We start from the raw sequence: 21,165 nt of genomic DNA on the forward strand, positions 1-21,165 counted from the left end.
CCTCCGTCACCGGGGGAAGGTGCTGGAGGCTTTCTCGCGTCATGTCATGGGCATGCGCTTCATAAACGCGACAATCGGCAAATGGTTCCCGATGCCGGAACGTTTTGCTTTTCCATCACGTTCATCCCCGGTTCAGGCTCGCGATGCCATAACGGCGCCGTACTCGTGTGGCCATATTAGGCTTGTAGTTGGAGGTACTTATGGCAAAAGTCGTCGTATCGGTTGGCACAGATTTCCTGCACCAGCCAAAATGGACCGGGCAGACCTATCTGCAGAACAGCACGCAGATCGCGATTACCGCCAATGGCCGCACCGACGTCTACGAGGGCTACGGCTTCAGGTATGACGGCAACGGCAATATCTATGCCGGGACTTTGACATCCTATACGCAGTATGCCGGTAGCATCCAGACCTTCAAGATCAGCGAGCTGCAGCTGCCGATGACCACCGTGGCCAGCTTCGCGCGCACCGGCGATGTGCCCGGTCTCATCACCAACATGCTGAGTGGCAACGACACCATCTTCGGGTCTCAGTATCGTGACGTGCTTATCGGAAGCAGCGGCAACGACTATATCTATGGCGGTGGCGGCAACGACGAAATTTATGCTGGCAACGGCAACGACACCATCACGCTCGGCCGCGGCAATTCCTTCGTCGATGGCGGCAACGGCTTTGATGTTTTGAGCCTGCCGGGCCACGCCTCCGGCTATTTCAAGGCGCAGACCAGTCAGGGCTGGCAGTTCTGGAACAATGCCGAGGGCATTAATGTCAACGCTGTCTCGATCGAGCGCGTGCAGTTCTCCGATGGCATCTTGGCCTTCGATATCGCGGGCAATGCCGGTCAGGCCTACCGCCTCTATCAGGCAGCGTTCCACCGCACGCCAGACACCGAAGGGCTGAGCTACTGGATCAAGGAAATGGACAAGGGCGTCCGGCTCAATGCCATTTCCGATAGTTTCATTCACTCCCCGGAATTTGCGCGCGTCTATGGAGATCAGAGCACCGTCAGCAACGGGCGCTTCGTGGAACTGCTCTATGTCAACACTCTCGGCCGTGTTTCGGACCAGCAGGGTTTTGACTATTGGGTCAACAAGCTCAACACCAATCAGACGAACCGTGCCGACCTGCTCGCCTTCTTCTCCGAAAGCAATGAGAACAAGGCCAATGTCGATCCGCATATCCATGACGGTATCTGGTACGTCTGATCAGACGATCTGCTTTGAGATTGAGCCGGGCCCGCACAATGATGCGGGCCCGTTCATTTTGTCCAAGGTAATAGGCGCTCAGCCCCACGCCGCCCGCCGCACCGCCAGATAGCGTTCCGCCAGATCGGCTGTGCCTTTGGCGAAGCCGGGGGCGTGGGTCTGGGCCAGTGTGGTTTCGGCGTGGGAGCCGATCCAGGCGAGCAGCGCCATGCGCCGCAGCAGGATCATCGTGTCAAGCGTGGCGATGTCACTGGCTGAGAGCGGCCGCACCCCTCGATACCCATCCAGCCAGGCCGCCTTCAGTGCCGGCACGGATGCATGCGTTTCGTGAAACGAAATCGCCGCCGCAAAATCGTAGGTGAACCAGCAGAAGCCGCAATCGTCGAAATCGATCAGGCTGACATGCTCGCCATCAACCAGCACATTGCCCAGCCGCATATCCGCATGAACCAGGCCGTAGCGGTCCCCAGAGGTGCCATAGGCGGCCAGGTCCTCGCGCAAGGCGGCATCGAGACAATCGAGAGTGGCGCGAAGGGTGGCGTCCACATCTGGCCCCTTGCGCCAGTCACCCCAGAGCCCGTCCGCGTCGAGAATGCTCTCGGCCGTCCAGGCCTGACGCTGAAACCCCTCCGGTCGCTGCCAATCCATGACATGCAGGTGCATGCGCGCCGCATAGTCGCCGAGCACACGAAACAGGCCCTCGAGGTCCTGTTCCGGCGTTGGCTCGCTCCCCGGCAGGAGATCGAACAGGACCGCAAAGCGCCCCTCTCCATCCGGCGTTTCGAACCGCTGCAGCAATTGGCCATTGGCTCCCGCCAGGGGCAGGGGGATCGGCAGCGCGGTGTCGCGCCGCAGCGCCGCCATCCAGGTCAGCTCACTGCTGATCGTGTCGCCGTTCTGGTAGTCCGGCCGATGCACGCGCAGCATGTAGGATGGCCGGCCGGGCGCATCGAAACGGAAAGTGTGATTTTCGGAATGATTGACCAGGCGCGCAGTGGCGCCCTGCAATTGCGGCCACAGGGACATGGCGGCGGCCAGATCGCTTTTGCGCAGCGTCATCAGCAGTTCCGGCAATACGATGCCGGCTGGGACAAGGCGCGCGGCGGATTTGGTGAAATGGTCGGAGCGGCCGGATTTGAACCGACGACCCTTTGTCCCCCAGACAAATGCGCTACCAGGCTGCGCTACGCCCCGACTAGGCAAATGGGGCTTTTGAAGCAAGCCCCTAAATGGGCTTGTGAAAACAAAACGGACATTCTTCCCGTTTTGCACATGCCAGCTGCCTGAGCTGGAAGCGCTGGCGAGCCCGCGCACCCCCTGCGTCAAATCAGGCTAGATCAGCATTTCGTCGCGGGGCGCACTGCGGCGGCGGTCGTTGTGAATGGCGGTCGAAAGCCCCCAGACCAGTCCGATCAGCAGATAGATGTGCCGCCAATGGTCGGAATCGATGATTGCCGATTCGCCGACCACGAGCGCATAGGTCGCGACCACCGGAATGGCCAGCAATCGGTAGGGCGACGGCCGGGTGATGATGGCCACGCCCTTCCACAGCGTGCCGAACACCAGGATGTAGAAGAAGGCCGCGCCGCCCCAGCCATAGACATGGATGACCGAGACGAAAACGTTATGCGGCTCCTCGATGATGCGCAGATTGCGGAATTCGCCGGGGCCCAAGCCCCAGGGATTGTTGAGCGCCAGCTCGAAGGCATAGCCCTGGCGGCCAAAACGGCCGGTCTCGCCGGTATCGTAGTTCTGCGAGGTCAGGCGCGCCGCGAAGAGGTCGGAAACCTCGGGGATGGACAACAGCCCCGCCATGGCCACGACGAGGAAAAATGCGCCACCCAGTGCCATCAGCATGATGCGTGCCTTGTCGCGGGCATTGGCTTCCAGCAAGAAGACCAGTCCCAGCACGACCGCTGAGGACAGCGCGAAATGCGCCCAGCCAGCGCGCGAAAAGCTGACAAAGACGCCGATGAACAGCGCGACATAGACCCCGCCGGCGATAATCACCTGCCAGCCGCGACCAAGCAGAATGCGCTGCAGCGCGAACATGGCCGGCAGGACCAGGAAGGGGGCGAAGACGTTGGGGTCCTTGAAGGCGGCCTTGGCGCGGCCATAGCGCACGAACAGATCAGCAGCCGGCATGATGCCGAGATAGGCCAGCGTACCGATGACAGCCGAAAGCACAGCAACTGCCGTATAGGCCGTCATGATCAGCCGCATCCGCTTGATGGTGCATTCGGCGATGAAATTGGCGACGAAATAGCTCGTGATCATCAGGAAGATGGTGACGATCGAAAAGATCAGCGCCTCGCTGATGGTGTTGTACCGCACCTGGAAACAGGCGATCAGCGCGAAGGGCGTAAACCCCAATATGATGGCCAGGAGTCCGAAGGTTGAGCGATAGAGCCCAACCCCACCCATGAGTGCCAGCAGCAGCACGAAGACGAAGGCCAGCTCATAGGGCGAGGGCTCGAAGAAGACGATGCCACCTGAAAAGATCCAGATCGACACCATGATGTCGAGCAGCCGCGTGGCCCGGCGTTTTGCAGCAGCATGGCCGGCCCCAGCGGAGCCGGCCATCGCCAGGCGCCCGTCAAAGGTGGCCGTTGCGCTCAATATGCGTTCTCGTTCTTCGAGATCAGCGAGACCGGCGTCATCAGCAGGATGTAGAGATCCAGCAGGATCGACCAGTGCTCGATATAATAGAGGTCGTGGTTCACCCGCTGCATGATCTTGTCGATCGTGTCGGTCTCGCCGCGCCAGCCATTGATCTGGGCCCAGCCGGTCATCCCCGGCTTGACCCGATGGCGGGCAAAATAGCCTTCGACAGCCTCGTAATAGAGCTTGTTGTCCGCCTTGGCCTGCAGCGCATGCGGACGCGGCCCCACCACTGACAGCTCGCCCTTGAGCACATTGAACAGTTGCGGCAGTTCGTCGATCGAGGTCTTGCGAATGAAGCGGCCGACGCGTGTGACGCGCGGATCGCCCTTGGTCACCAGCTTGGCCGCGGCGCCGTCGAGCATGTCGGTCCGCATCGAGCGGAATTTGTAGATGCGGATCAGCTCATTGTTGAAGCCATGGCGGTTCTGCATGAAGAACACCGGCCCCTTGCTCTCGAGCTTGATGGCGATGGCGGTAATGATCATCACCGGCGCCAGCAGGATCAACGAAACAACTGCGACCACCTTGTCGAAGACCCACTTGAACACCAGGTTCCAGTCGGAAATCGGCCGGTCGGCCATGTCGAGCACGGGCACTTCGCCGATATAGGAATAGGCCTTGTCGGTGAAGCGCAGCTTGCTCATATGCGCCGAGAGACGAATATCGACCGGCAGCACCCAGAGCTGGGTCAGCATGTCGAGTACGCGCTTTTCGGCCGACAGCGGCATGGAGACCAGCACCAGGTCCACCCGCGTCCGCCGTGCGAAATGGATGAGGTCGGAGACCCTGCCCAGCTTGTGCACCCCGGCGACCATATCTGGCGAGCGCTCGCCATCGCGGTCATCGAACAGGCCCAGTAGATTGATATCCTTGTCGGCGCCGGCATGGATCTGGTTGATCAGCTGCTCGGCATCCTGGCCGCCGCCCACGATCACGGTGCGGCGCTTGAGCTGTCCCTGTTCGGTCCAGCGCTGCACCAGCCCGCGCAACAACAGCCGATAGGCCACCAGCACCGCCGCGCCGGACAGGAACCAGGACAGGAGCCAGACACGCGAGACCATGTCGCTGGCCTTGAAGAAGAAGATGGTGACGGTGAGCAGGATCATCACTGCTGCCCAGCCGGCAAGCACGCGCCCCAGCTGTCCGAACAGATCGCGATAGGCCGCGATGCGGTGCGAGCGCACGACGTTGAAGGCCACATTAGCCAAGAGCGCTGTAACCAGCACCACCGGAATATAGAAATAGTCCTGCGCCGGATCGACATATGCCAGATGGATGCCATAGCCCAGCGCGGCAAGCAGGAAGGCCTCGACGATCTGCGCGATTCCGGAAATCACCGCGCCGGAAAGCGTCGGCTCTGGCTGCTTGCGAATGATCTCCTCGGCAGCCCAGGACAGGGGCTGGCTGTCGGCTTCGTCGACGACATGGCGCCTTGAATGGCGCTCTATGGCCCTTTTGGGATCAATCTTGAACATGATGCGACTACCGACAAACGCACTACCGTCGGTATCTTCCACATCAGGCGTTTAAAGTCGGTGAAGTCAGCCCTGCGCATTGCCGAGACTGCGGTAATACAAGGCTTCGATGGCGTCGGTCATCACCGCGAGCGAAAAGCCGGCCCGGATATGCTCGAGGCGACGGAGCATTTCGGACGCGGCCGCATCGGGGTTGTCCAGAAAAGCCTGCATGGCGCCGGCGAGCGCTTCGGCATCGTTGGCGGGCACCAGACTTGCAGCAGTGGGGCCGAAAATCTCGGGAATGCCCCCCACATCGGTGGATATGACTGGCAGCCGCGCCGCCGCTGCCTCCAGCACCACATAGGGCAGTGATTCCGCCAGCGATGGCACCACGGCGCAGCGACCCATCGCGAACACCTTGCGGGCATGCTGGGAACCCACCAATTGCACTGTGTCCGCAATGCCCAGACTGGCGAGTCGGTTTTCGAGCGCGGCGCGCTCTGGGCCGTCCCCGGCCATCACCAGCCGTACTGGACGACCATCCGCACGATGCAGGCGGGCCATGGCCTCTGCCAGCGGAAAAATGCCCTTGAGCGCGCGCAACTCGCCGACAAACACGAAATCGGCGGCATCGTCCACGGGTTGAACCGGCTCGAATTCCTCCGGCGCCAGGCCGTTGTGAATCACTTCGGTGGGGCAGGTGGGGGCGGCGATCAGCCCGGCATAGGTTTTTTGCGCATAGGCGCTTTCGAAGATGATCGCCGCTGTCTTGGCCATCAGCATCTTCTCGAGCTGGTGAAACAGCCGCCCCGAAGCCGAACTGGCCGGAAAATGCAGCACCCCGCCATGCGGCGTATAGAAGGCAATGGCCTTGCTCGAGCCGTAGCGGATCAGCCGGGCATAAAACCCGCCTTTGGCTCCATGCCCGTGCAACACATCGATCTTGAGGCGACGCGCCAGCTTGGAAATGGCGAATGGAGTCGTCACATCGCCCTTGCCGAACAGCCGGGGCATGGGAAAGCGGTGAATACCCAGTGCGGCAAAGGGTTCGAGCGCGGCCAGCCGGGCTTCGGTCTGGGTGTCATTGGTCAGCGTGTCGACCACCAGACCCACTTCATGCCCGCGGGCGCTGAGCGCCCGGGTGAGGTCGGCGACATGGCGGAACAGGCCGCCGACCGGCGCGCGCATGACCTGCAGGATGCGCAGGGGTTCTCGAGCCATCTGGCCTAGAACCAGCGTTCGTTCACGACGATGGTATCGCCCGGATAGATCGGGAAATCGAGGTCGACTCCGCCCTTCACCATTTCGGTGCCCTGGCGCCGATAGACCAGCACCTTGTTGCGGTCTGCGGTGTCGGTAAAGCCGCCGGCCGTGCTGATGGCGGCGCGGGCCGTCATGCCGAACACATAAGGGAACTGGCCAGAAGTGCGCACTTCGCCCTGAATGAAGAAGGGCCGATATTGCTCGACTTCCACGGCGACGTCGGGATTGCGCATATAGCCATTTGCCAGCGCGCCGGCGAGCCGGGAGGCGGCATTGGCGGTGGTGGCGCCACGCACCTGCACCGGACCCACCAGCGGGAAGGCGATGGCACCGTTATCGTCCACACGATAGCTCTTGCTGAGTTCGGCGTCACCATAGACCGACACGCGCACGACGTCGCCGGTGTCCAGCTGGTACGGCCCCTTGGTATCGACCAGATAGGTCGATGGTCTCGTGCTGACACAGGCAGCAAGCATGGGAACAAGCAGAACGATGAGTAGGGCTGAAAGCCAGCGCATGGCGGTCTCGCGCATTCGAAGATGGGCCCAGCATCGCTGTGCATGGTTAAGATTTTCCTTATCGGGAAATGCCCTCATGCGAATTGCGAAAGCGATTAACTGAATGTTGACCACGATTGGCCGACACTTCGGCAAATTCCGAGGGTTGGCCATGGCACACGATTCTTCAGCTTATTCCGACGCACGCATCGATATCGGTGCGGTGACCGGCGCTGTCGTGAAACGCTTGCCGCGCATCCTGCTGGTCACGCTGGTGCTGTTGGCGCTGACCTTCGTGGTGCTGATGTTCCTGCCACGGCTCTACGAGTCCTCGGCCTCGATCCTGGTCGAGCCGCGTTCCAATTCTTATTCGCGCGCCTCCAACGAGGCCGCGCCGTCGGTCAGCGGCAATGAGGCTGGCGTGGTCTCCAGCCAGATCGAGCTGATCAAGTCGCGCGACACGCTGCTTCAGGTCATTGACCAACTGGACCTGCGCTCGGTTCCCGAGTTCAACGGCTCGCAGGGCGGTTTTTCCCCCATGGCCGTCATTACCCAGCTGATGGGCCGCCAGTCGGCGCCGGTCAGCGTCGATGAGACCGTGCTCAATACGCTCTATAGCCGCCTGACAGTGGTGCAGGAGCGTGATTCCCGCCTTATCTCTGTGCTCGTGCGCTCCACCAATCCGCAGCGTGCCGCCGACATCGCCAATGCTATCGCCAATGCGCATGTGAGCCGTCGTGCCCAGTTGTCCATTTCCGACACGGCCGAAGCCTCGACCTGGCTGCGTGACGAGATTGCCCGGCTTCGCCTGTCGGTGCAGGAAGCAGAAACCGCCGTGGCCCAGTTCAAGGTCGACAACGACCTGTTCACCGGCCAGAACAATACCAGCCTGCTCGACCAGCAGCTCTCCACCATTGCGACCCAGATCAATTCCGCCCAGGAGCGCAAGAACACCGCCCTGTCGCGCGCCGCCCTCATTCGCGGCCTGATCGAGCGTGGCCAGCCCATCGAGGGTGTCAGCGATGTGCGCGCATCGGTAGTGATCCAGCAGCTTAGCCAGGAAAAGGCGCAGTTGCAGGGCGAGAGGGCCCAGCGCTCCGCCACGCTTCTGGCCAGCCATCCGGCCATCCGTGCCATTGACGCGCAGATCATCGAACTGGATCGCCAGATTCGCGCCGAAGGCCAGCGCGTCGCCTCGGCTCTCGAAGCCGAAGCGCAGATCGAGGCCGATCTCGAAACCTCGTTGCAGGCCGACCTGACCCGCGCCAAGACCGAAGCCTCTGTCGCCACCAAGGACACTGTTGCCCTCGATGGCCTGCAGCGCGAGGCCAAGGCCCAGCGCGATCTGCTCGAAGCCTATCTCCTCCGATACAACGAAGCCTCTTCGCGCGTCGAAACCAACTCGGCCCTGCCGGACGTGCGCGTGGTGAGCGTCGCTGCACCCTCGGTCAATCCGGCCTTCCCGCAGACCGCTCTCATCATGCTGGCCGTCGGCCTCGTCTCCTTCATGGGCCAGATCGGCGCCATCATCTTCCGCGAGCTGATGTCCGGCCGCGCCGTCGTCGAGACCCAGCAGGTCGAGCCACAAGTCGCTGCCGCCGTGGACCACGCCGCTCCCATCAACGCCGAAGACGAGGCATTCCACGAGGCCACACCTCTTTATGAGGCGCCGGCGATGGGTGAGCCGCATGACGTCGAAGATACTCCCGACCTCTACGAGGCGCCTGATATCTATGACATGCCCGAGCGCCCCACCTTCGCCCATGCGCGCCGTGCCGCCGATGTCGAGGAGCCTGTCCTTGCGTCCAGCGAGGACGAGCCTGAACTGCCGATGTTCAAGGACGACGAGGCCGCCGTGGTCCCCGACGCGATCGATCATCAGCATGCCGCCGCCGCCAGCAGCTTCATGGAGGCGCTGATGTCCGAGCCGGAATACCAGCCGCGCCGTCCGGCCAAGGTCCAGCCGCAGGTCGTCGAGCCGGAACCGGTTGCTGCTGCTATCGCCGCGTCGGAGCCGGCTCCGCAGCCGCGCCGCGCCCCGCGCCGTCCGCCGGTGATCGTGCAGTATGACGATCTCGCTTCCGATCTCGTGCTGGGACGCTCGCACCTGCTGCTGCTCGCCGACCACAGCGCCAGCCTGCCGAGCCGCTACCTCGCCGAAGACCTGGTGCGCGACTCGCTGGCCAAGGGTCTCAGCGTTGCCCTGGTCGATGCCGGCACCGGCCGCCAGACCGAGGAACTCGGCCTCACCGACCTCAGCACCGGCGAGGCCAGCTTCGGCGATATCGTGCAGAAGTCGGCCGACAACAGCTTTGCCGAAATCAGTTGGGGGCAGGGCCTGGCCATCGACGCGAAGTCCAGCAAGCCGCTGACCCTGGTCGACGCCCTCTGTGACATCTACGAGGTCGTGGTGGTGCTGACCGGCCGCGTCGGCCGTCAGTCCTCCCTCTATAGCTTTGCCGAGCTCGAAGGTCGCATCATCCTGGTGGCCGGCGAGGAAACCGATATCGAGGATGCCGAATTCGTGCGCGGGCGGTTGATGGATGCCGGCCTGCCGCGCGTCGAGGTTGCCCTTCTCGCCGAGTCGGTCGCCGCTTGAGGCGGAGCCTGGCATGTCGCTGAAATACACGGCCATCCGCGCCGCCTTCGAGGTGCTATGGCTCTCCGGCATGCCGCACCTGTCGCGGCTTTTGTCGCAATCGCGCGGGGTGATCTTCACCCTGCATCGGGTGCTGCCCGAACCCCCCGCCGCGTTCTCGCCCAATGCCATCCTGCAGATCACGCCAGACTTTCTCGATTACTGCATCGAGCGCGTGCGCGACCTCGGCATCGACATTGTGTCGCTCGATGAGGCCATGACCCGCCTCAGCGCTACCGAAAAAGGGCGGCCCTTCGTCGTCCTCACCTTCGACGACGCCTATCGTGACAACCTCACCCACGCCCTGCCCATACTGCAGCGCCACGAGGCACCGTTCACCCTCTACGTGCCCACCGCTTTCGTCGACGGCGTCGGCCAGATCTGGTGGCAGGCCATCGAAGATATCATTGCCCGCCAGCAGGCCGTAGTTTTCACCGAGGATGGCGAAACCGAATATGTCGACACCATCACGACACGGCAGAAGGCGGATGCCTTCGCGCGCCTCTATTGGCGCATGCGCAAGCTGCCAGAGCCCGAGCGGCTCAAACTGCTCGAAGAGTTCACCGGTAATTACGGATATGACCTCGACGTGCAATGCCGCGAGCTCATCATGGACTGGCAGCAGCTGCGTCTCTTTGCAGACAATCCGCTCTGCACCATCGGCGCCCACACCGTGAACCATTACGAACTCGCCAAGCTCCCCCCTCTACAGGCGGCGCGCGAAATGACCCAGTCGGCCGACATCATCGAAGCCCAGTTCGGTACGAGGCCGCAGCATTTTTCCTATCCGCTCGGCGGTCCGCTCTCATGTGGTCCACGCGAATACGAATTGGCGCGGGAGGCGGGGTTCAGCACCGCCGTCACCACCCGGCCGGGCGGTCTCTACGCCCACCATGCCCAGACGCCGTGGTCACTGCCACGCGTCTCGCTCAACGGCTACTTTCAGCAGCACCGCTATGTCGATATTTTCGCCAGCGGCGGGCTCTTCACCCAACTTGGCAAGATCACCGGCTAGTCTGGCCAGGCACGTCATTAGGCCGGGCCATCCAGCGGATGATGACCATCGAGGGCAGCAGCCACCCCATGCCGGCAACGACGAAATAGCCGATCAGCACCAGTCCCGGCAGCCCCTCGGGCAGCATCAGGTAGATCGCGGTCGCCAGCACGCACCACAAAACGATCGACCCCACCAGCAGGAAAGCTCCGATCAACTTGCGGTTACGCTGCGTCATGTGCGGCATCTGGGCTGTTGCGACTAAACTGAGCTGGCATTACCACTCCGCCAGCCCCACCGATACCGGAAAAGTGCCGTGACCTCCTTGCAAGATGCCGCACCAGGCCAAGTCAGCTTCGCCAGCGACCGTCTTCGTCCCGTTCGCATCTGGCTCTACGGCCTCGCCGCCTTCGTGCTGCTGATCGTGGTGGTCGGCGGCATTACGCGTCTCACCGAGTCTGGTCTGTCGATCACCAGCTGGAAGCCTATCTCCGGTGTCATTCCGCCGCTCAACGACGCCGAATGGCAGGCCGAGTTCCAGGCCTATCAACAGATCCCGCAATATTCGGTGGTCAATTCCTGGATGAGCCTCGATGATTTCAAGTTCATCTTCTTCTGGGAATGGTTTCACCGCCTGCTGGCGCGGGCGCTTGGCCTGGTCTTCCTCGTGCCCTTCGTTGTCTTCCTTGTTCAGAAGCGCCTTTCGCGCGAACTGGCGCTGCCGCTGTTCGGTCTCTTCATCCTTGGCGGCTTCCAGGGCGCTTTGGGCTGGTGGATGGTGACGTCGGGCCTTACCGAGCTCACCTCGGTCTCCCAATATCGCCTCGCCGCCCACCTCACCGCTGCCTGTCTGCTCTTCGTGGCCCTAATCTATGTTGCCCGCTCCATCACCCCCGGCCGCGTCATCGGTCATGTCAGCGGCTTCCACATGGGCACGGCCGCGCTTCTCCTCTTGCTCGTGATCATGCAGATCGGGGCAGGGGCCTTTGTCGCCGGTCTCGATGCCGGCATGGGCTACCAGACCTGGCCGCTGATGGATGGTGCCATCATCCCCAAGGGCCTCTTCATCATGGAGCCTGCCTGGCGCAATCTGTTCGAAAACGCCATGACCGTGCAGTTCATTCACCGCGGCATCGCCTATCTCATCACCGCCTATATCGGCTGGCTGATCTGGCGGCGGCACAAGGATGGCGGCTTTGGCGGCGTCCATGGCTGGCTACCCCGCATCGGCGTCATCCTGCTGCTCCAGGTCTGCCTGGGCATTGCCACCCTGCTCGCGGGCGTGCCGATCGGCCTCGCCGTCGGTCACCAGGCGCTGGCCTTCATGCTGGCTGGCCTCGCCATGGGCTATATCGCCGACATGCGCCGCGTGCGCTGAAGCCCCAAGCGAAGTGGCGCCACTTCAGCGTCACTTCCACTATTCCAGACGGTATGGGGTGGCGCGGTATTATAATACCGCTTTTATAAGCCACTGAAAACGCTTATCTTTTTCAATGCACTTGACGGGTCATGGAATCTCCCATACACCCCGCCGCGAACGAGCCATTCCCCTGCGGTCTGGCTGCATGAATCTTAGGGATTTCAACATGAGCACTTACTCGGCAAAACCGAGCGAGATCGAGAAGAAGTGGATCCTCATCGACGCCGAAGGGCTGGTCGTGGGCCGTCTTGCTTCCATCATCGCCTCGCGTCTGCGCGGCAAGCACAAGCCGACCTTCACCCCGCACATGGACATGGGTGACAACATCATCGTCATCAATGCCGACAAGGTGAAGCTGACCGGCCGCAAGCTCGACCAGCACCGCTTCTACTGGCACACCGGTTATGCCGGCGGCATCAAGGACCGTACTGCTCGTGAGCTGCTGGAAGGCCGCTTCCCGAACCGCGTCCTCGAGAACGCTGTGCGCCGCATGATGCCGGGCGGTCCGCTGACCCGCGCCCAGCTCAAGAACCTGCGCGTCTATGCCGGTGCTGAGCATCCCCATGAAGCGCAGAACCCGGCTAAGCTCGACGTTGCTGCGATGAACTCCAAGAACGTCCGGGTGAAGTAATATGGCTGAAACCATCAACTCTCTCGAAGACCTCGGCACTTCCGCTGCCGCTCCGGCCAACAATGCTCCGGTTCACACCCAGAAGCTGGACAGCCTCGGCCGCGCCTATGCCACCGGCAAGCGCAAGAACGCCGTCGCTCGCGTCTGGATCAAGCCGGGCAAGGGCACGCTGACCATCAACGGCCGCGAATTCTCCAAATATTTCGCCCGTCCGGTGCTGCAGCTGATCGTCAAGCAGCCGATCGTCGCTTCCGAGCGCCTCGACCAGTACGACGTCAACGTCACCGTTGCCGGTGGTGGTCTCAGCGGTCAGGCCGGTGCCGTTCGTCACGGCATCTCCAAGGCTCTCACCTATTTCGAGCCGGCCCTGCGCCCGGTCCTCAAGAAGGGTGGCTTCCTGACCCGCGACAGCCGCGTTGTCGAGCGTAAGAAGTACGGTAAGGCCAAGGCCCGCCGCTCCTTCCAGTTCTCCAAGCGTTAATCGCTGGATCGAACCAAGTTCAAAAAGGGTCGCGAAAGCGGCCCTTTTTCTTTGTCACACCACCAATCTTCGCCTGCTAGGCCCACTCGTTACCCTCGCACTGCCTGCCCCCACCGGTCGTCCCCACCGCTCGTCACCCTCGCGCTTGACGCGAGGGCTCTCTCTGCCGACCATCCTGCGATGGCGGGCTACACCTACATCCTTGCAAACCACCCACGCGGCAAAATCTATGTTGGCGTCACCAACAACCTTGTTCGCCGTGTTTGGGAGCATCGAGAAGGTGTCGCCGACGGCTATACCAAGGAGCACACCATCAAGCAGTTGGTGCACTTTGACGTCCTCGAGACCGTGCGGCTCGCGATCCAGAGGGAGAAGAACCTCAAGCATTGGATACGCGCCTGGAAGGTGGCGCTCATTGAGGAGCACAACCCTGAATGGCGTGATCTTTGGGACGAAATCACCCGATAAACGCCCTCGCGCTTGACGCGAGGGCTCTTGCGGTCGGGCACTGGCCTGCCATATCCATCCCGCCATGCAAAACCTCGTCACCCGCTTCCATGCCCTCATTCTCACCGTGACGGTCGCCATGGCGGCGGTGGGGTTCCTGCATATTCCGGCCAACTATGCCTTCCCCGCCCACTGGCAGGGCAGCATCCCGGATTGGCTGTGGCCGCGCGATGTGGCGCTGGTCGTGGCGCCCCTCGTCCAGATCGTGCTGATGGCAGGCTTCTTCGTCCTCGGCCGGGCGCTCACCAAGAACCACTTCGCCAAGGTTCAGCACATTCTCGATCCCGCCCTGACCCTGGCACTCGCCGTGGCCGCCGCCTGCCAGCTTGGCCTGCTGGTCATGGGCAATGGCTCCGATCTCGACCTCATCCGCTTTACCGGCCTTGCTTTGGCCGGCGCGCTGCTGGTGCTTGGCCTTGTGCTGTTCGAGGCCGAGCGCCACACCTATGCCGGCATGCGCATGCCCTGGCCGATCGCATCCGATCGCGGCTGGCGCATTGTGCACCGCGTCGCCGGGCTCACCAGCGGCCTTCTGGCCTTCGCTCTTGCCGCTCTGGTCTGGATAGATCCGGGGCCAGGTCCCATGGTGATCGCCCTCGCCACGAGTCTCCTCACCCTGCCAGTCATCGCTGCCCTCGCTACCCTCATTACCCTCATTACCCGCCGCCTGTGAGCGGATTTTCTCGATGATCGGCATTGGGCGATAGAATTATCTTCCGCGCGCTACGCAAAGGGAATGTCATGCGCTGAACTTCGTCGGCGTCAGGCGTATGGTCCTGGCTAATTGTGAGGCACGCTGCACAAGCCTTGTGCGAGCGGTCTTCTCTGACGAGGTTTGTCATGCCAACTACCGTTTCGGCCGGCGCTGCGCCACGCGCGCCAAAGCCGCTCTACCGCAATTTCGGCGTTCAGGTGCTTGCCGCCATGGTCATCGGCCTGGTCCTGGGCTTCATCGCCCGCACCATGGGTCCTGATGCCGCCGGCAATGCCAATTGGCTGACGGTCACCCTTGCCACCATCGGCTCGTCTTTCGTCTCGCTGCTGCGCGCTCTGGTGCCGGTACTGGTCTTTACCGCCATCGTTGCCTCCATCGCCAATCTGCGCGAGCTCAACAATGCCGCCAAGCTGGTGTGGCAGACGCTGCTCTGGTTCGCCATCACCGCGCTGATCGCCGTGGCCATCGGCATCGCGCTGGGCCTCATCATCCAGCCCGGCGTCCATACCGCTGTCACCGAAGCCGCGGCCCGCGCGCCATCCTCCACCGGCTCCTGGCTGGACTTCCTCAAGGGCCTGATCCCGTCCAACTTCATCGGCCTGCAGGCATCGACCCGCGTCTCCGATACCGGCGCGACCACAAGCCTCAACTTCAACGTGCTGCAGATCCTTATCGTCGCCATCGTCGTCGGCGTTGCAGCCCTGCGCGTCGGCCCGGCCGCCGATCCGTTCCTTGCCTTCAACCGCTCCTTCCTCAAGATCATCCACAAGGTCCTGTGGTGGGTCATTCGCCTGACGCCCATCGGCACGATCGGCCTGCTCGGCAATGCCGTCGCCGTCTACGGCTGGGACGCCCTGGCGCAACTCGGCTGGTACGCCGCCGCCATCTATATCGGCCTCGTCCTCGTGCTCTTCGTCGTCTATCCGGCGCTGCTCCAGGCCAATGGTCTCAACCCCATCCGCTATTTCCAGAGCGCATGGCCCGCCATCCAGCTCGCCTTCGTGTCGCGCTCGTCCATCGGCACGCTGCCAGTGACCGAACGCATCACCGAAAAGAATCTCGGCGTACCGCGTGAATATGCCTCCTTCGCCGTGCCGCTCGGCGCCACCACCAAGATGGACGGTTGCGCTGCCATCTATCCGGCGATCTCGGCCATCTTCGTCGCCCAGTTTTTCGGCATCAGCCTCGGGCTTGAGCATTATCTGCTGATCGTCTTCGTCTCGGTCATCGGCTCAGCCGCCACCGCCGGCCTTACCGGCGCCACGGTCATGCTGACGCTGACCCTGTCCACCCTCGGGCTGCCGCTCGAAGGCGTCGGCCTGCTGCTGGCCATCGACCCCATCCTCGACATGGGCCGCACCGCGGTTAACGTTGCGGGCCAGGCCCTGGTGCCCACCATCGTCGCCAAGCGCGAGGGCATTCTGGATCAGGCCACCTACGACCGCGGCGAAAGCGTCGAAAACCTCGACGCCGATGCGGATGCTGTTCCGGCGCAGTAAGAATGCTACGAAATGAAGAGGGGGGCCGAAAGGCCCCCTCTTTGTATCTTAAAATGCGCAGTCCCTCACAGATCGTCACCCTCGGGCCTGACCCGAGGGCTCTTTCTTCGCGCAGGCCAGGCAGCCAAGACCCCTCGGGTCGAGCCCAAAGGTGACGGCTGGTGAGCGAATGAAAGAGGGACGTATGGCCCACCGCGACGCCACCAGCTACCGCCAGCTCACCATCAGCCTCTCCAGCCCATGGAAATGATACACATTCCCATAGCGCGGCGGCTCGGCAATCCTGAGCTTCGGCAGCCGTTCGAACAGCACCTTCATGGACTCTTGCAATTCGATCCGCGCCAGCGGCGCGCCGATGCAGAAGTGAATGCCGGCGCCAAAACTGACATTGGCGCCATCGGTGCGGAACGGGTCGAACCGGTCGGCATGGGCGAAGCGTGCCGGATCGCGATTGGCGGCGCCGAGCATCAGCCCCACCACATCGCCCTTGCGCAGCGGGATGCCGTTGAGTTCGGTGTCGACAAGCGCATAGCGAGTGAACAGATGCAGCGGCGCGTCGAAGCGCAGGCATTCCTCCACCGTGGCCTCCGCCTGCTCAGGCGTCACAAACAGCGTCTTCGGATCGATGCCGCTTTCGAGGATGGATTTGACGCCATTGCCAGTCGTATGCACCGTCGCCTCATGGCCGGCATTGAGCAGCAGGATAGCGGTGGACATCACCTCGTCCTCGTCCAGCACATCGCCGTCGCGGTCGGTGGTCAGCATATGGCTGAGCAGGTCCTCGCGCGGCGCCTTGCGGCGCTCGGCGATCACTTCCCGCAGATAGGCAGTGAAATCTGCCGCTGCCTGATTGGCGTCGAGCTCGGTCTCGCGGGTGACATTGTACATATACATCGTCACCATGCGGTTGGACCAATTGAGCAGCTGCGGCGCCATCTCGGCCGGCAATCCGATCATCTCGGCAATGATGATGGCCGGGATCGGCGCGGCGAAAGCCTTGATCAGGTCGACGCTGTCCTCCCCCTCGAAGCCATCGATCATCTCGTGTGCCAATTGCCGGATGCGCGGCCGCAACTGCTCGACCTGGCGCGATACAAATGCCCGGTTCACCAGTGTACGAAGCCGTGTGTGGTCGGGCGGCTCGAGATTGAGCAGGGAATGCTTCTCAGTCAGATCGAAATCCGCGACATGGGGCTTGGGCGCCGGCAGGCCGATCTCCTCGCGGCTGGCGACATGCAGAATGTCCCGGCCGAACCGCTTGTCGCGCAGCAACAGGCTCACGGTCTTGAAGTCGGCGAAGCACCAATGGCCATATTCCTCCCAGAAGAAGGCCGGGTGGGTAGCATGCTGGCGGGCATAGAAAGGGTAGGGGTTCTGGTAGAAGTCCGGGTCCTGCGGTTGGGCGCTGGCGCGCAGCATGTCGGGGACATCGGTGATCGGCTTGACTTGAATAATGGCGGCCATGGATATGCGGGGGCTCTGCGACGCTTTTATCGATTGGTCAAATCTACGGCCTTCCAGCCGCAAAGCAATCGCCATCGACGCCTCTTTCGCCTCTGGCAAAGTCATTGGATCGCCCTATTTAATGTGATACATAAATGCAGATTGTGTGGGACGAACCAAAACGGCTAGCCAATTTGGTCAAGCATGGCCTCGACTTCCGCGACTTGACGCTGGAATTTTTCGAGAACGCAAGTTTTGAGGATGGCAAACTCGGCCGTCGCATTGCCGTTGGCTGGCTTGATGGCGCAGGCATCACAGTGATCCATGTCAAATATGGGCTTGAAGCTATTTCGGTGATTTCGATGCGGCCCATGAGTGCACGTGAAAGGAGGCAGTTTTGAAGGAATTTGGAGAAGGCCTTGGTTTTACCAAGGAAGATTGGGATGCCGTCGACTCTCCGGAACTGACGGACGAGCAACTCGCAGAGATGAAACCTCTCTCTGAGTATGACCCCGACTTATACGCCCGCATCCGCCGCGCGCGTGGCCGTCCGCCTGTCGATACCCCCAAGCAGCAGATTTCCCTGCGCCTCGACCCCGACGTCATCGAAAAGTTCAAGGCCACAGGAAAAGGTTGGCAAGGACGCATCAATGATGTTCTGAAGGCAGCCAAACTCGACTGAGGATTCTCGACCCGTGAGCGACCTGACCGTTTCCGCCGCCATCGACGCCATCTACGCCTCGATCAAGAATGACAACGAAGACCTCGACACCCACATCGCTGCCCTCAAGGCGGCAATGGCCAGGGAAGGTGTCAAGGAAGCCACTTTCCAAACCGCCAAGCTGGCCCAGGGCAACCGCCAGGGCCGCAAGCTGATGCAGGCCTATTTCCGCAAGAAGGGTGTTGCGGTCGGGTTCACCGACTAGCCCGATGGATTTTTGGCAAGGCGCGTTTCTGGTCTTCATACTGGTATCGCTGACCGGTGCGATTGCCTGGGACTCCGTGCTTGGCAACAAGTTCAAGAACATCGAGACCAGACAGCTGGCCGATCCCAGGCTGCGGCCGCACATGGACCTGTCGAAAATTCCCGGCTCGGGCAGGGCGTACCGCGCAAAAGACCAGGCATTACGCCTGGCCGAGCCTGAACGCAGCGCCGCCCTGCGGGAGTGCGCCAGGCTGCAGACCTATATACGCATTGTCTGCGGCCTTATCGGTCTGGTTTTCCTGGCCATGGTCGTCTCCCTGCTGATCCGCTAGGGGATGCGTTCACCCTGATCGGCGGTAGATCGATCTGCCTATTGAAGCGCGCCTCATTGCCGCCTATCTGTGCCTTTACCGCCCATTAAGGCGGCATAGCCTGCAATCGGCCTGTCGCGCTGATTCGATATTCCGACATGCCCTCTGACTTCGCCACATGCGCGTTCGGGGAAGGGGCATGGTCCATCCAACCAAGTGCACCATCCGGCTCGCGACGCGGACAGGTGCCAAGGGGCAATCATATGCGGGATCCGCACGATCTTTACATGAACACGCTCGTACCCATGGTGGTCGAGCAGTCGAATCGGGGCGAGCGCGCCTTCGACATCTATTCGCGCCTCCTGCGCGAGCGCATCATTTTCGTGACCGGTGTGGTCGAGGACAACATGGCCTCCCTCATCGTGGCACAGCTGCTCTTCCTCGAATCGGAGAATCCGAAAAAGGAAATCGCCATGTACATCAACTCGCCCGGCGGCGTGGTGACGGCTGGCCTTTCCATTTACGACACCATGCAATTCATCCGCCCCGCCGTTGCCACCATGGTGATGGGCCAGGCCGCGTCCATGGGGTCGCTGCTGCTCGCAGCCGGTGAAGCCGGCATGCGTACCTCGCTTCCCAACTCCCGCATCATGGTCCACCAGCCCTCCGGCGGCTTCCAGGGTCAGGTCACCGACATCCTGATTCATGCCAAGGAAGTCGAGGGTTTGAAGCGGCGTCTTAATCAGATTTATGAGAAGCACACGGGCCGCACTTACGAAGAAATCGAGAACGCTCTCGAGCGTGATCGCTTCCTCAGCCCGGAAGAGGCCAAGACCTTTGGCCTCATCGATTCCATCCACGAAAAGCGCGCCGTCCCCGAGGCTGCAAGCTGATTGCTGCGCGTTAAGCACAATGCTGGTGCGCCGTGGACTGTGATCCAAGCGCAATTGCACCCAGCCGGAACGGCCTTTAAGGTCGTTTCGGCTTAGACTTTCTTTATGTCTTGCGCGTTACGGTCTCCGTTAGCGCTTGAACAAGGGGGCCCTCAGTCCCCGGGAGTGACAGGATGTCCAAAGAGACAACGAACGGCGAAACCTCGAAGAACACGCTCTACTGCTCGTTTTGCGGCAAGAGCCAGCACGAGGTTCGCAAGCTGATTGCCGGCCCGACTGTCTTCATCTGTGATGAATGCGTAGAGCTGTGCATGGACATCATCCGCGAAGAGAACAAGACCTCCATGGTCAAATCCTCCGACGGAGTGCCCACCCCAGCTGAGATCTGCAAGGTGCTGGACGACTACGTCATTGGCCAGTTCCGCGCCAAGCGCGTGCTGTCCGTGGCCGTCCACAACCATTACAAGCGCCTGCACCACGCGACCAAGAACCAGGATGTGGAACTCTCCAAGTCCAATATTCTGCTGATCGGGCCCACCGGCTCGGGCAAGACGCTGTTGGCGCAGACGCTGGCGCGTATTCTCGACGTGCCCTTCACCATGGCCGACGCTACCACGCTGACCGAAGCCGGTTACGTGGGCGAGGACGTGGAAAACATCATTCTTAAGCTGCTCCAGGCCGCCGACTACAATGTCGAAAAGGCCCAGCGCGGCATCGTCTATATCGACGAAGTCGACAAGATTTCCCGCAAGTCGGACAATCCCTCGATCACCCGTGACGTGTCGGGCGAAGGCGTGCAGCAGGCCCTGCTCAAGATCATGGAAGGCACTGTCGCCTCCGTGCCGCCGCAGGGTGGGCGCAAGCATCCGCAGCAGGAATTCCTGCAGGTCGACACCACCAATATCCTCTTCATCTGCGGCGGCGCCTTTGCCGGCCTCGAGAAGATCATTTCAGCGCGTGGTGAAGGCTCCGGCATCGGCTTCTCGGCCACCGTCAAGGACCCGCAGGACCGCCGCGTCGGCGATCTGCTCAAGGACGTGGCACCGGAGGACCTGGTGCGTTTCGGCCTGATCCCGGAATTCATCGGCCGTCTGCCGGTTCTCGCGACCCTCGAAGACCTCGACATTCCGGCGCTGATCGAAATCCTCACCGCTCCGAAGAACGCTCTGGTGCGCCAGTACCAGCGCCTGTTCCAGATGGAAGAGGTCGAGCTCACCTTCCACGAAGATGCCCTCAAGGCCATCGCCGAGAAGGCCATCGAGCGCAAGACCGGTGCCCGCGGCCTCCGCTCCATCATGGAAGCCATCCTGCTCGACACCATGTACGACCTGCCTTCGCTTGAAGGCGTCGAGGAAGTGGTGATCAGCGAGGATGTGGTGAAGGGCAAGGATGTGCGTCCGCTCTACATCTATTCCGAGCGCAAGAAGGAAGACGAGCCGGCAACCGCCTGACGTCTGCATCCAGATCGAACCTTTGGGAACGCCGCAGGCTTCAACGAGCCGGCGGCGTTCCGCTTTTTCACCGGTTCATCCCTCGACGCCGCAGCCCCATAGGCCGCTCGGCGCTCGGTACTTCTACCTAACTAAAACCATTAATTTACGGCCTTTGGCTTAGCTTGCGCC

At 61.8% G+C, this 21,165-nt stretch carries 22 protein-coding genes and 1 tRNA gene; 15 read left to right on the top strand and 8 right to left on the bottom strand.

Features of this window, described 5'->3' with window-relative positions:
• Nucleotides 1-200 precede the first annotated feature (200 nt).
• Nucleotides 201-1,205: a DUF4214 domain-containing protein gene (locus BGO80_RS18320; RefSeq protein WP_286722856.1), complete on the top strand. Its 1,005-nt coding sequence runs from the start codon at nt 201-203 to the stop codon at nt 1,203-1,205.
• Nucleotides 1,206-1,283: 78 nt separating this feature from the next.
• On the opposite strand, the gene BGO80_RS18325 is transcribed toward BGO80_RS18320, so the two are convergent.
• The 6 genes from BGO80_RS18325 to BGO80_RS18350 form a co-directional block, all read right to left on the bottom strand.
• Entirely contained in the window at nt 1,284-2,264 is a 981-nt protein-coding gene (locus BGO80_RS18325; protein ID WP_286722857.1) for a phosphotransferase enzyme family protein, read from the bottom strand.
• A gap of 58 nt (nt 2,265-2,322) precedes the next feature.
• Nucleotides 2,323-2,399: transfer RNA gene (locus BGO80_RS18330), tRNA-Pro, on the bottom strand.
• Nucleotides 2,400-2,537: 138 nt separating this feature from the next.
• Nucleotides 2,538-3,824 carry an O-antigen ligase family protein gene (locus BGO80_RS18335; protein WP_126151664.1) on the bottom strand — a complete coding sequence of 429 codons (1,287 nt, stop codon included), beginning with the start codon at nt 3,822-3,824 and terminating at the stop codon, nt 2,538-2,540.
• A complete protein-coding gene (locus tag BGO80_RS18340) occupies nt 3,821-5,344 on the bottom strand; it encodes an undecaprenyl-phosphate glucose phosphotransferase (protein WP_126151663.1) in 1,524 nt (507 codons plus the stop codon). Before BGO80_RS18340 ends, BGO80_RS18335 begins: the two co-directional genes overlap by 4 nt.
• A 66-nt stretch (nt 5,345-5,410) precedes the next feature.
• On the bottom strand, nt 5,411-6,547 hold the full coding sequence (locus BGO80_RS18345; RefSeq protein ID WP_286722858.1) for a glycosyltransferase family 4 protein: 1,137 nt from the start codon (nt 6,545-6,547) through the stop codon (nt 5,411-5,413).
• Between the two features lie 5 nt (nt 6,548-6,552).
• The gene (locus tag BGO80_RS18350) at nt 6,553-7,107 is read right to left on the bottom strand and encodes a polysaccharide biosynthesis/export family protein (RefSeq protein WP_164550453.1); all 555 of its coding nucleotides are present in this window, start codon (nt 7,105-7,107) and stop codon (nt 6,553-6,555) included.
• Nucleotides 7,108-7,258: 151 nt separating this feature from the next.
• Between BGO80_RS18350 and BGO80_RS18355 the strand changes: the two genes are divergently transcribed.
• Both BGO80_RS18355 and BGO80_RS18360 read left to right on the top strand, forming a co-directional pair.
• Entirely contained in the window at nt 7,259-9,685 is a 2,427-nt protein-coding gene (locus tag BGO80_RS18355) for a GumC family protein (protein ID WP_286722859.1), read from the top strand.
• 13 nt (nt 9,686-9,698) lie between these two features.
• Complete coding sequence (locus BGO80_RS18360) at nt 9,699-10,739, top strand: polysaccharide deacetylase family protein (RefSeq protein WP_286722860.1); 1,041 nt, start codon at nt 9,699-9,701, stop codon at nt 10,737-10,739.
• On the opposite strand, the gene BGO80_RS18365 is transcribed toward BGO80_RS18360, so the two are convergent.
• Nucleotides 10,729-10,956 carry a DUF2842 domain-containing protein gene (locus BGO80_RS18365; protein ID WP_286722861.1) on the bottom strand — a complete coding sequence of 76 codons (228 nt, stop codon included), beginning with the start codon at nt 10,954-10,956 and terminating at the stop codon, nt 10,729-10,731. The two genes, BGO80_RS18360 and BGO80_RS18365, sit on opposite strands and share 11 nt — an antisense overlap.
• A 78-nt stretch (nt 10,957-11,034) precedes the next feature.
• Between BGO80_RS18365 and BGO80_RS18370 the strand changes: the two genes are divergently transcribed.
• The 6 genes from BGO80_RS18370 (at nt 11,035) to BGO80_RS18395 (ending at nt 15,971) form a co-directional block, all read left to right on the top strand.
• Entirely contained in the window at nt 11,035-12,096 is a 1,062-nt protein-coding gene (locus tag BGO80_RS18370) for a COX15/CtaA family protein (protein WP_286722862.1), read from the top strand.
• 208 nt (nt 12,097-12,304) lie between these two features.
• A complete protein-coding gene (gene rplM / locus BGO80_RS18375; protein ID WP_126151657.1) occupies nt 12,305-12,769 on the top strand; it encodes a 50S ribosomal protein L13 in 465 nt (154 codons plus the stop codon).
• A 1-nt stretch (nt 12,770) separates the two neighbouring features.
• Nucleotides 12,771-13,250: a 30S ribosomal protein S9 gene (rpsI, locus tag BGO80_RS18380; protein ID WP_126151656.1), complete on the top strand. Its 480-nt coding sequence runs from the start codon at nt 12,771-12,773 to the stop codon at nt 13,248-13,250.
• Between the two features lie 180 nt (nt 13,251-13,430).
• Nucleotides 13,431-13,718, top strand: coding sequence for a GIY-YIG nuclease family protein (locus BGO80_RS18385; protein ID WP_286722863.1), 288 nt, complete (start codon nt 13,431-13,433; stop codon nt 13,716-13,718).
• Nucleotides 13,719-13,782: 64 nt separating this feature from the next.
• Nucleotides 13,783-14,430 (top strand): SdpI family protein, encoded by a 648-nt coding sequence (locus BGO80_RS18390; RefSeq protein WP_286722864.1) that lies wholly within the window; start codon nt 13,783-13,785, stop codon nt 14,428-14,430.
• A gap of 167 nt (nt 14,431-14,597) precedes the next feature.
• Nucleotides 14,598-15,971: a dicarboxylate/amino acid:cation symporter gene (locus BGO80_RS18395; protein WP_286722865.1), complete on the top strand. Its 1,374-nt coding sequence runs from the start codon at nt 14,598-14,600 to the stop codon at nt 15,969-15,971.
• 207 nt (nt 15,972-16,178) lie between these two features.
• Here the strand turns inward: BGO80_RS18395 and BGO80_RS18400 are convergent, their stop codons facing one another.
• On the bottom strand, nt 16,179-17,435 hold the full coding sequence (locus BGO80_RS18400; RefSeq protein WP_502686565.1) for a cytochrome P450: 1,257 nt from the start codon (nt 17,433-17,435) through the stop codon (nt 16,179-16,181).
• 134 nt (nt 17,436-17,569) lie between these two features.
• Here BGO80_RS18400 and BGO80_RS18405 point away from each other — a divergent pair, with 134 nt between their 5' ends.
• The 6 genes from BGO80_RS18405 (at nt 17,570) to clpX (ending at nt 20,994) form a co-directional block, all read left to right on the top strand.
• Complete coding sequence (locus tag BGO80_RS18405; protein ID WP_286722866.1) at nt 17,570-17,815, top strand: BrnT family toxin; 246 nt, start codon at nt 17,570-17,572, stop codon at nt 17,813-17,815.
• Nucleotides 17,812-18,096: a BrnA antitoxin family protein gene (locus BGO80_RS18410; protein WP_286722867.1), complete on the top strand. Its 285-nt coding sequence runs from the start codon at nt 17,812-17,814 to the stop codon at nt 18,094-18,096. The genes BGO80_RS18405 and BGO80_RS18410 overlap by 4 nt, the downstream gene beginning before the upstream one ends.
• 13 nt (nt 18,097-18,109) lie before the next feature.
• A complete protein-coding gene (locus BGO80_RS18415) occupies nt 18,110-18,340 on the top strand; it encodes a hypothetical protein (RefSeq protein ID WP_286722868.1) in 231 nt (76 codons plus the stop codon).
• Nucleotides 18,341-18,344: 4 nt separating this feature from the next.
• On the top strand, nt 18,345-18,671 hold the full coding sequence (locus BGO80_RS18420) for a hypothetical protein (protein ID WP_286722869.1): 327 nt from the start codon (nt 18,345-18,347) through the stop codon (nt 18,669-18,671).
• A 242-nt stretch (nt 18,672-18,913) separates the two neighbouring features.
• Nucleotides 18,914-19,543, top strand: coding sequence for an ATP-dependent Clp protease proteolytic subunit (locus tag BGO80_RS18425; protein WP_126151647.1), 630 nt, complete (start codon nt 18,914-18,916; stop codon nt 19,541-19,543).
• A 173-nt stretch (nt 19,544-19,716) separates the two neighbouring features.
• Entirely contained in the window at nt 19,717-20,994 is a 1,278-nt protein-coding gene (gene clpX / locus BGO80_RS18430; protein WP_126151646.1) for an ATP-dependent Clp protease ATP-binding subunit ClpX, read from the top strand.
• The last annotated feature ends 171 nt before the right edge of the window (nt 20,995-21,165 follow it).

Origin of the sequence: Devosia sp. 63-57 (assembly GCF_001899045.1) — a bacterium.
GTDB lineage: Bacteria > Pseudomonadota > Alphaproteobacteria > Rhizobiales > Devosiaceae > Devosia > Devosia equisanguinis.